The organism is Rhodococcus sp. OK611, assembly GCF_003050885.1.
GTDB lineage: Bacteria > Actinomycetota > Actinomycetes > Mycobacteriales > Mycobacteriaceae > Rhodococcus_G > Rhodococcus_G oryzae.
Window position 1 is genome coordinate 120,468 of record NZ_QAOZ01000021.1, and the last position, 13,157, is coordinate 133,624.

Sequence of the window (13,157 nt, forward strand, 5' to 3'; positions counted from 1 at the left end):
TGGGGCGAACGCGCCGAAGGGCGCCTCCGTAAACGGAGACGCCCTTCGGAAGGTCTGACGGGTCGCGCCGTGTGGCGCGCGCCCGGAGACTAAGTCGCTTTAGACGGTGCGAACGCCGGTGGCCTGGGGGCCCTTCTGGCCCTGGCCGATCTCGAACTCCACGCGCTGGCCCTCGTCGAGGGACTTGAAGCCGCTGCCCTGGATCTCGGAGTAGTGAACGAACACGTCGGGTCCGTCACCGTCCTGCTCGATGAAACCGAAACCCTTTTCGCCGTTGAACCACTTCACGGTGCCCTGTGCCACGTTATTACTCCTGTTACTGCGAGCCGGATCCTCAGGTCGAGAACCCTGGTCTCACGGTAAGGATGCCACCTCGATGCCGCTGCGTCCACAGCGGGCTGTACTTTGTGGGGTTCAGGACGCTCTCAACGGGGTGCGGGACGCCTGCTTCCCACGAACTCCAGGGCCTCCCTGGCCAGCGAGAGCCACGTCAGGTCGTCGTCCACGGTGACCGTCAGCCATTCCTTCATCGGCCGCCCCTTGCCGGCCTCGAACGTTCCGCCCATTCCACTCCCGACCAGGGATTGGACCCGGGTCCTCGGCAGCTTCACCACCAGTCGACCGCCCGTGAGCATGGCAAAGATCGAGCCGTTGACCTTCAGTGCGCCCGATCCGAAGCCCCGCCGGGTGCACTGTTCGGGCACCGACACGCCCGCGAGGCCGGCGAACTCGTCGACCAGCGAGGTGAAGCGTTCCTCGGGGTCCACGAATCAATTCGACCGCGTTCGGGTGCCAGGCGCAACCCTGCCCGGCGATCGTCGATTCGAGTAGTCGGCTACTCACGTGATATTGGTCGCCCGCCGGAAGGTTGAGTGGTGAGCCCGCCTGATCTGGGCCGATCCACGCCGGAGAACGCCATGAGAGAAACAGTCGCGGTGTTGCTTGTCGTGGGCGTGCCGGGTGACCACGACTCCTCGACCGTCGCCGCCTGGAGTTGTATCTGTGACCCGTGACGGGCTCTTGCGTGCGGTGGGGGCCGGGCGAAGGATTGAACCCGTAGTGGCCGCCGCGCGGGCCGGGTGGTGCCCGCCGATCGGTGGACCGCGTCGGTCGGTCACCGTGATCCGTTGAGTAGGGGTCCAGGCCCCGACTCGAGGAGGCAGAGATGTTCATCCAAGTCGTCCAAGGAAAGGTGTCTGACGAGGAGGGCCTGCGCAGGTGCATGGACTGGTGGGCGGAAGAACTGCAGCCGGGGGCCACCGGCTTTCTGGGGTCGACCCGCGGAATGTCCGAGGACGGGACCTTCATCGTGGTGGCACGGTTCGAGTCCGAGGCGGCGGCCCGCAGGAACAGCGAGCGCCCCGAGCAGAGCGCCTGGTGGGCTGAGACCGAGCGCTGCTTCGACGGTCCGGTCTCCTTCATGGACTGCCCGGAGGTGACCGAATGGCTCGGCGGCGGCTCGGACGACGCCGGATTCGTGCAGATCATGGAGGGGCACACCAGCGACGAGACCCGGATGCGGGAGGTGCTGACGCAGGCAGGCGACCAGGTCCAGGAGCTGCGCCCGGAGATCGTCGGTGGGACGCTGGCGACGGACGGCTCCGGCGGATACGTCGAGACCGTCTACTTCACGTCCGAAGCGGAGGCGCGCGCCCACGAGAAGATCGAGATCCCCGACGACCTGCGCTCGCTGTTCGAGGAGGAGGGCCGGCTGATGGGGGAGGTGTCGTACTTCGACCTGCACGAGCCGATGCTCGTCACCGCGCGGCGGACCTGACGATCTCCAGCCGCACACGAAGCCTCCGGACCTACCGGGGGCTTTCGTCTGCGTGGCCGCCTCCCGATTCCCGACACGTGTGGCCGCCGAACTGATACGGTTCCGCATCGGATGCAGAAATGTATCGAAATGCGCGGTGTCTCGGGAAGGAGCGGCTGATGCGTGTGGACGACACGGCCGAATCCGCGACGCCCAAGCGCGTGACGAAGCGCCGCATCCAGACGCGGGAGCGGCTGCTCGACGCCGCGCTGCTCGTCTTCGCCGAAGAGGGCTTCGGGCGCTCGACGGTGGAGCAGATCTGCGAACGCGCCGGCTACACGCGGGGCGCCTTCTACTCGAACTTCGCCTCCCTCGATGAGCTGTTCCTGGCGATGTGGGAGCAACGATCGGCGCAGATGCTCGCCGACCTCCGCGAAGCGGTGTCGGGCGAGTACACCGGGGAACCGGGTGAGCTCGGCGTGGTGGAATCCACCGCACGGATTCTCGACGCGATCCCGATCGACGACCAGTGGTACCGGATCACCGCGGAATTCACGGCGCACGCCCTGCGAAATCCGTCGCTCAAGCGGGTGATGGCCGCAAGGGAAGAGGCCATCCTCGCCACGATCCTGCCGATCGTCGAAGCGGCACTGGCGCGGGCCGGGCGGCGAGCGACGGACCCGCAAGCCCTCGGCCGGGCGTTGGTGGCCGTGCACGACGGGACCACCGTCCAATGCCTGATGGAACCAGAAAGTGACACCGTCCGCCGGGCGCGCACGAATCTGTTCGTGAGCGTGCTGCGCAACTACAGCGAGGAAGTGTGAATGTGAACGCCGATGTCATCGTGGTGGGGGCGGGCCTGGCAGGACTGGTGGCCACCCACGAGCTCGTGAAGGCCGGACGCCGGGTGCTGGTGATCGACCAGGAGAATCGCAACAACCTTGGTGGACAGGCGTTCTGGTCGCTGGGCGGCCTGTTCTTCGTGGATTCACCCGAACAGCGCCGACTGGGGATCAAGGATTCCCACGAGCTGGCGCTGGCGGACTGGATGGGATCGGCCGGATTCGACCGCGAGCGCGAGGACCACTGGCCGCGGCAGTGGGCGCGCGCCTACGTCGACTTCGCCGCGACCGAGAAGCGGGAGTACCTGCGTGAGCTCGGGCTCAAGGTCGTGCCGACCGTCGGTTGGGCCGAGCGCGGCGCCGGAAGCGCGGCCGGGCACGGCAACTCGGTGCCCCGGTTCCACCTCACCTGGGGCACCGGGCCGGAGGTCGTGCGCATCTTCGCCGAGCCGGTTCTCGAGGGCGAGAAGAGGGGCCTGGTCAACTTCGAGTTCCGGCATCAGGTCGACGATCTGATCGTCGAGGACGGCGCGGTCGTCGGGGTCCGGGGAACCGTGCTGGAGCCGACGGACCTCGAGCGGGGCAAGGCGTCCTCGCGAACCGCCGTGGGCGAGTTCGAGTTCCGCGCCAAGGCGGTGATCGTCACGTCCGGCGGCATCGGCGGCAACCACGAGCTGGTGCGCAAGAACTGGCCGACCGAGCGTGTCGGCCCGGCGCCGGAGACGATGATCTCGGGCGTGCCTGCGCACGTGGACGGTCGGATGCTGGCCATCACCGAGAGCGCGGGCGGCAATATCGTCAACCGCGACCGCATGTGGCACTACACCGAGGGCATCATCAACTGGGACCCGATCTGGCCGAACCACGCCATCCGCATCATCCCGGGCCCGTCCTCGCTGTGGCTCGACGCCACCGGTCGCCGGCTGCCCGCGCCGAACTTCCCCGGCTTCGACACGAACCAGACCATGAAGGCGATCCTCGCGACCGGGCACGACTACTCCTGGTACATCCTCACCCAGTCGATCATCGAGAAGGAGTTCGCGCTGTCGGGCTCCGAGCAGAACCCCGATGTCACCGGCAAGGACGTCAAGCTGCTGCTGCGCAGCCGGCTGGCCAAGGGGGCGCCGGGCCCGGTGGAGGCGTTCAAGCAGCACGGCGTCGACTTCGTGGTGGCGGACAACCTGCGCGAGCTGGTGGACGGGATGAACAAGATCGCCCGCGGCCCCCAGCTCGACTTCGATCAGGTCGAGGGTGAGGTCCTCGCCCGAGATCGCCAGTTCGACAACAAGTTCGGCAAAGACCTGCAGCGGATGGCGATCACCAACGCGCGGCAGTACCGCAGCGACAAGCTCACCAGGGTCGCCAAGCCGCACCGGCTGCTCGATCCCGAGCACGGACCGCTGATCGCGGTGCGCCTGAACATCCTCACCCGCAAGACCCTCGGTGGGCTCGAGACCAACCTGGACTCGCAGGTGATTCGCGCCGACGGCGAGGCCTTCGATGGCCTGTACGCGGCGGGCGAGGTCGCCGGGTTCGGCGGCGGCGGGGTGCACGGTTACAACGCCCTCGAGGGGACCTTCCTCGGCGGCTGCATCTTCTCCGGCCGCGCCGCGGGCCGGGCGCTGGCGCGGGAGCTCGCGTGACCGGTACGCGCACCGCGCTGGTGACCGGGGCGTCCTCCGGTATCGGTGCTGCGGTGGCGAAAACTCTTGTCGGCCGGGGATATCGGGTGTTCGGTACCAGCCGGAACCCCGCGTCGATCGGCGATCCCATCCCCGGTGTCGAGTACCTGGCCCTCGACCTGACGGATCCGGCGAGCATCGAGTCGTGCGCGGCCGCGGCGGGCGAGGTGGACGTCCTGGTCAACAATGCCGGGGAGAGTCAGAGCGGGCCGATCGAGGAGCTTCCGATGGAGGCGGTCGAGCGGCTCTTCCAGACCAACGTCTTCGGCGCGGTCCGGCTCACCCAGCTCGTGCTGCCCGGGATGCGTGCGCGCGGGTACGGACGGGTCGTCATGGTGGGGTCGATGCTCGCGAGTTTCCCGCTGGCCTACCGCTCGTCCTATGTCGCAACGAAGGCGGCTATCAAGGGCTTCGCGACCGCGGCCAGGCGGGAGGTCGCGCCATACGGCGTTGGCGTGACGACGGTGGAGCCGGGTTCGATCAGCACCGGCATCGGTGAGCGCCGCACCCACTACCTCGACGAGGGGTCGCCGTACACGGCCGAGTACCGGACGATGATCGCTGCGCTCGACGCCAACGAGCGCGCGGGCATCTCCGGTCAGAAGGTGGCCGAGACCGTCGTGAAGGCGATCGAGGCAGACCGTCCCAAGCAGCTCTACGCGGTGGGCAGCAACGCCCCGGTGACGTTCGCGCTGCGTCGGATGCTCCCGCGCACGATGGTCGAGAAGCTGGTGGCCCGTCGGCACGGATTGCGCTGAGCCGCACCCTGTCACGGCGGTTCGACCGCCGTGACGGGGGCGAGCGCCGGTCCTAGCCCCGGACGTCGAGGATCGGCCCGGCCAGTTCGCGGGCGGAGGTCGCGGGGTCGGTGCCGGGCTGGGTGACCCCTGCCGCCAGCGTGCCGTCGATGAGCAGCGCGAACTGATCGGCCGCGTGCGCGGGCCGAGGGTGCCCGAGGGCGACGAATTCCGCCTCGAGGAGCAGGTGCACGCGCTCGCGATAGCTGCGGGTGACGGCGTGCCCGGGATGGTCGGGGTCGGCCAGCGCGAGGTCGGCGGCGAGGTAGCGGCAGCCGCGGAACCCCGGCTGGGCGATGACCTCGCCGAGCCGGTCGAGGACGGCCAGCAGGCGATCACGTGGATTGTCGCCCGCGGCGCGCATCGTCCGTTCGTAGTCGGCCTCGTCCTCGGCGGTGCTGCGCTCGAGCACCGCGGCGATCAGCCCGTCCTTGCCGCCGAAGTGCTCGTACAGCGAACGCCGCGCCACGCTCGCCGTCTTGAGGAGCGAGTCGACGCCGACGCCCATGCCCTGGCTGTAGGTCAGCTCCTGGGCGGCGTCCAGCAGGCGCTCTCGTGGCCCGGGTGTGGTGCGGGTGGTCATGGGGCCAGCCTTCCAGGTGTTGACGGGTAGATCAACCGTTCTATATATTCCGATGAGACCGAACGTTCTATCTACTGATGGGATTGTCACCATGTCGCTCCGCACCACCACCGATGTCATCGACCTCTTCAACCGCGCCTTCACCGACGCGGACGCCGGCCTCCTCACCGACCTGATCGGCGAGGACTGCGTGATGGAGTCGGTCCAGCCCGCCCCGACCGGGGAGCGCGTCGAGGGCCGCTCGGCCTGCCTGGCGTGGTGGGGCGCGCTCGTCGAGGACCGCACCACCCAGTTCCGGCCCCAGGAGGTGGTGGTAGCGGGGGACCGGGCGACGATCCGCTGGCGGTACCGCTTCGGCGACGGCGAAGCGGACTGGGTGGAGGGGGTGAACCTCATGCGGGTCCGGGACGGACTGATCGTCGAGGCTCTCGGCTACAGCAAGACCGCGGGCGAGGTCCCGCTGGCCGCCGCCGGAATCCGAAGCGAGAAGACCGATGCGTAGCTATCACGTCGACGAGGGGGCCGGGATCGACGGCCTGACGATCCGGCGGCACGAGGTCCCGGTCCCAGGCCCCGGACAGGTCCTGGTCGCGGTGCGCGCCGTCTCGCTCAGCTACCGCGAGCTGTTGGTGCTGCGCGGCACATACGTGCTGCCGGTGAAGCCGGACGTGGTGCCGGTGTCGGACGGGGCGGGCGAGATCGTCGCGGTCGGTCCGGGGGTCCGCTCGGCCCGGATCGGTGACCGTGTGGCGGCGACCCTGTTCCCGAGCTGGCAGGACGGTCCGTTCGGGGCCGAACACCTGCCGCAGCGGGGCGGCTCGCTGGACGGCATGCTCACCGAGTTCGTGGTGCTCGGCGAGGACGAGTTCGTGCCGGTCCCCGATCACCTGTCCTTCGAGGAGGCGGCGACGCTGCCCTGCGTCGCGGTCACCGCGTGGAACGCCCTGACCGGTGACGGCATCGGCCTGCGGGCCGGGCAGACCGTGGTCGTGCAGGGCTCGGGCGGGGTGTCGCTGTTCGCGCTCCAGTTCGCGAAGGCGCTCGGGGCCAGGGTGATCGCCACCACCAGCAGCCCGGCCAAGGCCGCCCGCCTGGCCGAGTTCGGTGCGGACGAGGTCATCGACTACCGGGCCACGCCCGATTGGGCGAGCGAGGTCAGGGACCTGACCGGCGGGCGGGGCGCCGACCGCGTCGTCGACGTCACCGGGTTCCTGGAGCAGTCGCTCAGGGCGGTGGCGACCGCGGGCCACGTCGCCTGCGTGGGCTTCGTCTCCGACAACGCACCGCCGCCCATCGACGCCCGGGTGTTGTTCGCCTCCGGTGCCACGGTGCGCGCCGTTGCGGTCGGCAGCCGCGCGCAGTTCCTCGCGATGAACCGCGTCATCGAGGCGAACGGGATCCGCCCGGTCATCGACCGAGTGTTCGCCTTCGACGACGCCCCCGACGCCTATCGCCACTACGCCTCGGGCGCGGCGCTGGGAAAGGTCGTGGTCACTCTGTGACCGCCACGGCGTCGATCTCGAACCGCATGTCCGGCAGGGCGAGCGCTGCCACCCCGGTCAGCGTCTGGGGCGGTGGCCGGTCACCCCAGATCTCGCCGATCAGCCTGGCGACGACCGCCAGCTTGTCGGCGTCGTGGTCGACGATGTGGGTGCGGATCTGGACGACGTGGCGGTAGTCGAGGCCAACCGCGGCCAGCACGGTCCGCAGGTTCGCCAGCGCTTGCACGACCTGGTCGGTGAAATCGGGTGAGGTGACGTGGCCGTCGCCGTCGGAGGCGTACTGGCCGGCGATGAACACCAGGTCCCCGCGCGTGCGGGCGACGTGGCTGTAGCCGAATCCGACCGGGTCGTGCAGGTTCTCGGGGTTGATGATCGAGTGCGACATGGCGCGGGTCCTTTCGGGGGTGGTCGGTGAGGGTCGAGGTCAGTCGCCGAGGCGGACGAGCATCTTGCCGGTGTTGGCCCCGCGCAGCACACCGAGGAATGCGTCCGGGGCCTGCTCGAGACCGTGCACGACGGTCTCCTCGGTGCGCAGGGTGCCGTCGGCGAGCCAGCCCGCCGCCAGCGGGATGTACTCCGGGAACAGGTGGAAGTACGAGCCGATCAGCATGCCCCGCAGCGTCAGTTCCTTCGCGGCGGCTTGGAACAGGTTGGTGGGGCCGGGGGCGGGCGCGGTGTCGTTGTAGGTGCTGATCGCGCCGACCAGGGCGATCCGGCCGCCGACCCGCGCGGCTCCGATGGCGGCCTCGAGATGATCTCCGCCGACGCTGTCGAGGTAGACGTCGATCCCCTCGGGGGCGGCCTCGGCGAGCCGCTCGGTGAGGCGGCCCTCGCGGTAGTCGATCGCGGCGTCGTAGCCGAAGTCGGCGATCAGCTTCTTGGTCTTGATCGGACCGCCCGCCGATCCGATCACCGTGGCGGCGCCCAACTTCCGTGCGATCTGGCCGGCGACCGATCCCACGGCCCCGGCGGCCGCGGAAATGAAGACCACGTCGCCCTCCCGGACCGGTGCGACCTCGGTCAGGGCGGCGTACGCGGTCAGGCCGGTGGTGCCGAGCACCCCGAGGTAGGCCTGGCCCGGCGCGATCGCGGTGTCGATGACGGTGGCGTCGGCCGCGTCCAGGACCGCGTACTCGCGCCATCCGAGGAAGTGGGTCACCGTCGTGCCGACGGGGATCGTCTCCGATAGGGACGCGACGACCTCACCCACCGCGCTGCCGTCCATGGCGGCGCCCAGCTGGAAGGGCGGGATGTAGGACTCGGCGTCGTCCATGCGGCCCCGCATGTACGGGTCGACGGACATCCAGGTGTTGCGGACCAGGATCTGGCCCTCGCCCGGCTGGGGCACGGCGACCTCGACGAGTTCGAAGTTGTCCGGCCCGGGCTCGCCGACCGGGCGGGAGGCGAGGCGGATCTCGCGGCCGGTGAGCTGGGGGGCGGCGTTCTGGTTCGCGCTCATGGGGTTCTCTTCTCTGATCGGTGTGCGGTTCGGTTTCGAGGTGGTGACCGGCTGTTCGTCGGTTCCTCCGGCCTCGCTGGAACCACTGTGCCGACGGGCGCGCACGATCCGCGCAGGGTTCGCTGGGGGTCACGCACGGCTGGGTTACTGTGGCCGAATGCGTTTCGGGGTACTCGGTCCGCTCGCGGTGTGGACCTCCGACGGCACCCCGGTGCGGGTCCCCGAGGTGAAGGTCCGAGCCCTGCTGGCGGACCTGTTGGTGCATCACGGGCGGCCGGTGACGGCCGCGCGGCTGGCCGACGACCTGTGGGGTGAGGATCTCCCCGGTAACCCCACGAACACCCTGCAGACCAAGGTCTCCCAGCTGCGCCGGGCCCTCGAGGGTGCGGAACCGGGCGGCCGGGATCTGGTCGGGTACAGCCCACCCGGCTACCTGCTGCGGGTCGAGGCGGACGCCGTGGACGCCGGGCAGTTCGCCGCGCTGACCGCGCGGGCGCGCGCCACCGTCGATCCGCGCGAGCGGGCCGGGCTGCTCGCGGAGGCGCTGGCGTTGTGGCGGGGGTCCGCCTACGCCGACTTCGCCGACGAGGGATTCGCGCGCGAGGCGATCACCCGCCTGGAGGAACTGCGGCTGACCGCTCTCGAGGATCACGCCGAGGCCCGCCTCGAGCTCGGTGAGCACGACCTGCTGGCCGACGAGCTGGGGCCGTCGGTCGCCGCCCATCCGCTGCGGGAACGCCTCCGTGCCGCGCAGGTCCTGGCCCTCTATCGGGCCGGCAGGCAGAGCGAGGCGCTGGCGAGCTACGGGCAGCTGCGGGAGGTGCTGGCCGAGGAGCTCGGCGTCGACCCCAGTCCGGACCTGGTCACCCTCTATCACTCGATCCTGGATCAGGACCCGGGGCTTCTGGCGGCCCCGGACGCCGCCGCGCGCGCCCGGGACAACCTGCCCGCGGCGCGCAACGACCTGATCGGCCGGGCGCGGGAGCTGGCCGAGGCCCGGGACCGGCTCGCCGGCGCCCGCCTGGTCACGCTGACCGGGCCCGGCGGGGTGGGGAAAACGCGATTGGCGCTGGCCGCCGCCGAGGCGGTGGCCGAGGACTTCCCGGACGGCGTGTGGTTCGTCGAGCTCGCCGAGCTGCGTAGGCCTGCGGTTCCGGAGTCGTCGTCCGCCCGCGAGGTGGCCGCCGCGGTGGCCGCGGTGCTCGGGATACGCGATGACGCCGTCACGGGTCCCCGCCCGGCGATCGAATCCGCCGATCCGGCGGACCTGCTCGCGGGTGCACTGCGATCAAGGCGGTTGTTGCTCGTGCTGGACAACTGCGAGCATGTGGCGGATTCCGTTGCGACGCTGGTCGATCTGCTGCTGGGGCGGGCGCCAGGCCTGCGGGTTCTGGCCACCAGTCAGGAACCGCTGGCGGTGGACGGGGAGGTCCTGCAGGTCATACCCCCGCTGCGCCTGCCCGACGCGGAGTCGGACCTCGCGGACGTCGAACGGTCCGCCGCCGTGCAGCTCTTCACGACGCGCGCCGTGGCCACCGCCCCTGGGTTCGTGCTGGACGCCGGGAACGCGCGCGCCGTGGCCGCGATCTGCCGCCGACTCGACGGCATTCCGCTGGCGCTGGAGTTGGCGGCGAGCCGGGTGCGCGCGTTGGGGATTCACCAGCTCGCCGACCGGCTCGACGACCGATTCCGACTGCTGGCCGCCGGCAGGCGCGGCGCCCCGGCCCGCCAGCAGACCCTGCGGGCGGTGATCGACTGGAGCTGGGGCCTCCTCGACGAGCAGGAGCGAATCGTGTTGCGCCGCCTCGCGGTACACGAGGGCGGTTGTGCCCTCGACGCCGCAGAGGCCGTCTGTGCCGGTGTCGGCGTCGGCACCGTCGAGGTGCTCGATCTGCTGAGCCGTCTGGTCGACCGATCGCTCGTGGTGGTCGTGGACGACGGGGCGGAGCCGAGGTACCGGCTGCTCGAATCAGTTGCGGCCTACAGCCTCGAACGGCTGCACGAGGCCGGAGAGTTCGAGCAGGTTCGCCTGCAGCACAACATCTTCTACACGGAGCTCGCCGAGCGGACCGAGTCGCGGCTGCGCGGCGGAGACCAGCACGCGGGCCTGCGTCGGCTCGACGCCGAGGCAGCAAACATTCGTGCCGCTCTCGACGGCGCTGCGGAGCGAGGCGAGGCGGACCTCGCGGTGCGGATCGCCGATGCGATGGCGTGGTACTGGTTTCTTCGTGGCCGGTTGTCGGAGGGGAACAGGGCGCTGCGCGCGGCGCTGGCGGCCCCAGGGGAAGCCGCGGTCGCAGGCACGGCCAGGGCCGGTGCCTGGCTCGCCGGCTTCGCGATGCTGGTCGGCGAGGGTACCGAACCGGGGGAGCGGAGCCGGGCGTTGTTGCGGGCCTTCGACGGCGCCGACGATCGGGGTGGGCGGGCGCGGGCGCAGTGGTTCCTGGCGTATGTCCACCTGAGGCTGGGCGCGCTGGACGTGAGCTCCGAGCTGATCGACGCGGCGATCTCGACCTTCCGTGAACTCGGTGACCGCTGGGGCATCGGAGCGGCGGAGCATGCCCTCGCGACCGCCGCGCTGTTCCGGGGGGATCTGGAATCGGTCGGGCGTCACGCCGCCGCGGGCATGGCCGCGTTCGCGGAACTGGGGGACGGGTGGGGCCGAATTCAGGCCACCGATGTGTTGGCCACACTCGCGGAGATCGCCGGCGACTACTCGGATGCCGCCCGCCTGCACCGGGAAGGGGTCGGCCTCGCCGAGGAGCTCCACCTGTGGACCGATGTGTCGTACCGGCTGTCCGGTCTCGGTCGAATTGCCTTACTCACAGGTGATTTCGATGAGTCCAGGGAGCTACACGAGCGCGCGATGCGGGTCGCCGCGGAGCAGTCGCACCGGTTCGCCGAGCAGTTCGCCGAGATCGGGCTCGCGCTGGTGGCCCGAAGGACGGGCGACCTGGATGGCGCCCGGGTGCATCTGCAGCACTGGCTCGAGTGGGATCGGCGCCTCGAGTCCGCCCAGGGGATCCCGTTCTACGGCGTGGTGCTGATCCTCGCCGAACTGGGCTTCAACGCGGAGCAGCGCGGCGAGGTCGAGCAGGCGTTGGCGCTGCACCACGAGGGTCTCGCCGCGGTCCGGGAGACCGGCGATCCCCGCGCGATCGCTCTGGCGCTGGAGGGGATCGCCGGTGCACACGCGGCGGGCGGCCGCCCCGAGCTCGCCGCGCGGCTGTTGGGGGCCGCCGCCGCGGCCAGGAAGGCGGTGGGCCAGCCGCTACCCGACGCCGAGCGAGGTGACGTGGTCCGGATCGAGGCTCTGATCAGGGATGCCGTGTCTGCGGCGGTGTTCACCGAGGAGTTCGACCGAGGTGCCGCCCGCGACCTCGCCGATGTCCTGGGCGATCCCGTGCTCGCCGCCGTGCCCGCGACGGTGCGGTAACGGGGGCCGGTCCCGGGCCGACAGACATACTGTCTGGGCTGTTTCGCGTCTCCGGGAGGTAATCGACGATGAACCGCATGCTCTTAGCCGGGTCCTGCGCCCTGGCGATCGGTCTCGGAACCCTGCTGGCCCCGGCCGCTTCGGCCGAGGCGGTCAGGGGACAGGGTGGGCCGGAGTCGCATCCGTGCAGTGACCAGTTCGTGGTGCCGCTCGACCCGCAGGCCTGGACCACCGACAAGATGGTCGTCATCAGCCCGTACGGCACGGATCGCATCTCCTGCGGCTCGTGGCACGGGTTCTTCTATGCGAGCCAGACCGATCCGCAGGGCAAGGTGCACGGCCTGCAGAACCCGCTCGCCGCCATGGGGCTCTTCGGCTCGGGCTCAGGGGCCGGGTATGAGGGCGGCAAGGTCTACGTCTGGCAGCCGTAAGCCGGGCTGAGCTATTTACTTTCAACCCAATTATTATCGAACGTGTGTTCGAGTAGACTTCGAACATGGATCTCGACGAGATGCTCACCGCGCCACCGGATGTGGCCGCGTGGCAGCTCGCAGACACCGAACTCCTGCGGCTGATTCCCGAGCTCTCGCTGCGGATGCGGCAGCTCGAGGCGCTGCGGGTACGTCTGATGCATCAGGTCGATCAGCGGTGCGTGGCCGAGCAGGTCGGGGCCTCCTCCCCCGGCAACTGGCTCGCCGGCGCGACTACCATGACGCCCGGCCAGGCAAACAGGATCGTCAAACTCGGACGGGAGCTGGCGAAGCACTCGGAGGTGGCCGCCGCGTTCGACGCCGGCGAAACCGATTACGACCAGATCCGGGTGATCGTTGAACTCCTGAGCAAGGTTCCCGACCCCGACGCCCCGGCACGCTCTACCGACAACACCGCCGACGACGACACGGCCGAGACCGACAGTGACGGCGACGGAGAACCCGACGGTGACGGCAACGGCGAGAATGTGTTCGACATCGTCGGAACCGACTCCACCCGCGCACAGGCCTGCGCCCGCTACCTCCTCTACGCCGCCCGCACCGAAGACTCCACCACCCTCGCCCGCCGAGCCAAGGCACTCGATCAGATCCTCAACGGCGACAAGAAGA

The 13,157-nt window shown here is 70.1% G+C and carries 14 protein-coding genes; 9 read left to right on the forward strand and 5 right to left on the reverse strand.

Going from position 1 to position 13,157, the window contains the following annotated elements:
- Positions 1–99: 99 nt before the first annotated feature.
- Positions 100–303, reverse strand: coding sequence for a cold-shock protein (locus tag C8K38_RS23920; RefSeq protein ID WP_027502787.1), 204 nt, complete (start codon positions 301–303; stop codon positions 100–102).
- 122 nt (positions 304–425) lie between these two features.
- The gene (locus C8K38_RS27410) at positions 426–767 is read right to left on the reverse strand and encodes a hypothetical protein (protein ID WP_097213858.1); all 342 of its coding nucleotides are present in this window, start codon (positions 765–767) and stop codon (positions 426–428) included.
- Between the two features lie 398 nt (positions 768–1,165).
- Here C8K38_RS27410 and C8K38_RS23930 point away from each other — a divergent pair, with 398 nt between their 5' ends.
- The 4 genes from C8K38_RS23930 (at position 1,166) to C8K38_RS23945 (ending at position 5,038) form a co-directional block, all read left to right on the forward strand.
- The gene (locus C8K38_RS23930; RefSeq protein WP_097213859.1) at positions 1,166–1,777 is read left to right on the forward strand and encodes a hypothetical protein; all 612 of its coding nucleotides are present in this window, start codon (positions 1,166–1,168) and stop codon (positions 1,775–1,777) included.
- Positions 1,778–1,935: 158 nt separating this feature from the next.
- Complete coding sequence (locus tag C8K38_RS23935; RefSeq protein ID WP_097213860.1) at positions 1,936–2,580, forward strand: TetR/AcrR family transcriptional regulator; 645 nt, start codon at positions 1,936–1,938, stop codon at positions 2,578–2,580.
- A gap of 2 nt (positions 2,581–2,582) precedes the next feature.
- Positions 2,583–4,241: an FAD-binding dehydrogenase gene (locus C8K38_RS23940; RefSeq protein ID WP_257017780.1), complete on the forward strand. Its 1,659-nt coding sequence runs from the start codon at positions 2,583–2,585 to the stop codon at positions 4,239–4,241.
- Positions 4,238–5,038, forward strand: a complete 801-nt coding sequence (locus tag C8K38_RS23945) for an SDR family oxidoreductase (RefSeq protein ID WP_097213862.1) — start codon at positions 4,238–4,240, stop codon at positions 5,036–5,038. The genes C8K38_RS23940 and C8K38_RS23945 overlap by 4 nt, the downstream gene beginning before the upstream one ends.
- Before the next feature lie 52 nt (positions 5,039–5,090).
- Here the strand turns inward: C8K38_RS23945 and C8K38_RS23950 are convergent, their stop codons facing one another.
- A complete protein-coding gene (locus C8K38_RS23950) occupies positions 5,091–5,660 on the reverse strand; it encodes a TetR/AcrR family transcriptional regulator (protein ID WP_097213863.1) in 570 nt (189 codons plus the stop codon).
- 91 nt (positions 5,661–5,751) lie between these two features.
- On the opposite strand from C8K38_RS23950, the gene C8K38_RS23955 reads away from it, so the two are divergent.
- Entirely contained in the window at positions 5,752–6,162 is a 411-nt protein-coding gene (locus tag C8K38_RS23955) for a nuclear transport factor 2 family protein (RefSeq protein ID WP_097213864.1), read from the forward strand.
- Positions 6,155–7,162, forward strand: coding sequence for a zinc-dependent alcohol dehydrogenase family protein (locus tag C8K38_RS23960; protein ID WP_097213865.1), 1,008 nt, complete (start codon positions 6,155–6,157; stop codon positions 7,160–7,162). The genes C8K38_RS23955 and C8K38_RS23960 overlap by 8 nt, the downstream gene beginning before the upstream one ends.
- Here C8K38_RS23960 and C8K38_RS23965 read toward each other — a convergent pair.
- Positions 7,152–7,547, reverse strand: coding sequence for a RidA family protein (locus tag C8K38_RS23965; protein WP_097213866.1), 396 nt, complete (start codon positions 7,545–7,547; stop codon positions 7,152–7,154). The two genes, C8K38_RS23960 and C8K38_RS23965, sit on opposite strands and share 11 nt — an antisense overlap.
- A 39-nt stretch (positions 7,548–7,586) precedes the next feature.
- On the reverse strand, positions 7,587–8,621 hold the full coding sequence (locus C8K38_RS23970) for an NADP-dependent oxidoreductase (RefSeq protein WP_097213867.1): 1,035 nt from the start codon (positions 8,619–8,621) through the stop codon (positions 7,587–7,589).
- Between the two features lie 157 nt (positions 8,622–8,778).
- On the opposite strand from C8K38_RS23970, the gene C8K38_RS23975 reads away from it, so the two are divergent.
- From C8K38_RS23975 to C8K38_RS23985, 3 genes are all read left to right on the forward strand, one after another.
- Positions 8,779–12,057, forward strand: coding sequence for a BTAD domain-containing putative transcriptional regulator (locus C8K38_RS23975; protein WP_097213889.1), 3,279 nt, complete (start codon positions 8,779–8,781; stop codon positions 12,055–12,057).
- Between the two features lie 68 nt (positions 12,058–12,125).
- The gene (locus C8K38_RS23980) at positions 12,126–12,488 is read left to right on the forward strand and encodes a hypothetical protein (RefSeq protein WP_097213868.1); all 363 of its coding nucleotides are present in this window, start codon (positions 12,126–12,128) and stop codon (positions 12,486–12,488) included.
- 65 nt (positions 12,489–12,553) lie between these two features.
- The coding region (locus C8K38_RS23985; RefSeq protein ID WP_143548515.1) for a DUF222 domain-containing protein at positions 12,554–13,157 on the forward strand (604 nt) is incomplete at its 3' end.

Bases quoted from the DNA above. Each gene is read 5' to 3' on its own strand.
- C8K38_RS23930 (WP_097213859.1), top strand. From the start codon at position 1,166: ATGTTCATCCAAGTCGTCCAAGGAAAGGTGTCTGACGAGGAGGGCCTG.
- C8K38_RS23935 (WP_097213860.1), top strand. From the start codon at position 1,936: ATGCGTGTGGACGACACGGCCGAATCCGCGACGCCCAAGCGCGTGACG.
- C8K38_RS23950 (WP_097213863.1), bottom strand. From the start codon at position 5,660: ATGACCACCCGCACCACACCCGGGCCACGAGAGCGCCTGCTGGACGCC.
- C8K38_RS23955 (WP_097213864.1), top strand. From the start codon at position 5,752: ATGTCGCTCCGCACCACCACCGATGTCATCGACCTCTTCAACCGCGCC.
- C8K38_RS23960 (WP_097213865.1), top strand. From the start codon at position 6,155: ATGCGTAGCTATCACGTCGACGAGGGGGCCGGGATCGACGGCCTGACG.
- C8K38_RS23965 (WP_097213866.1), bottom strand. From the start codon at position 7,547: ATGTCGCACTCGATCATCAACCCCGAGAACCTGCACGACCCGGTCGGA.
- C8K38_RS23970 (WP_097213867.1), bottom strand. From the start codon at position 8,621: ATGAGCGCGAACCAGAACGCCGCCCCCCAGCTCACCGGCCGCGAGATC.
- C8K38_RS23975 (WP_097213889.1), top strand. From the start codon at position 8,779: ATGCGTTTCGGGGTACTCGGTCCGCTCGCGGTGTGGACCTCCGACGGC.
- C8K38_RS23980 (WP_097213868.1), top strand. From the start codon at position 12,126: ATGAACCGCATGCTCTTAGCCGGGTCCTGCGCCCTGGCGATCGGTCTC.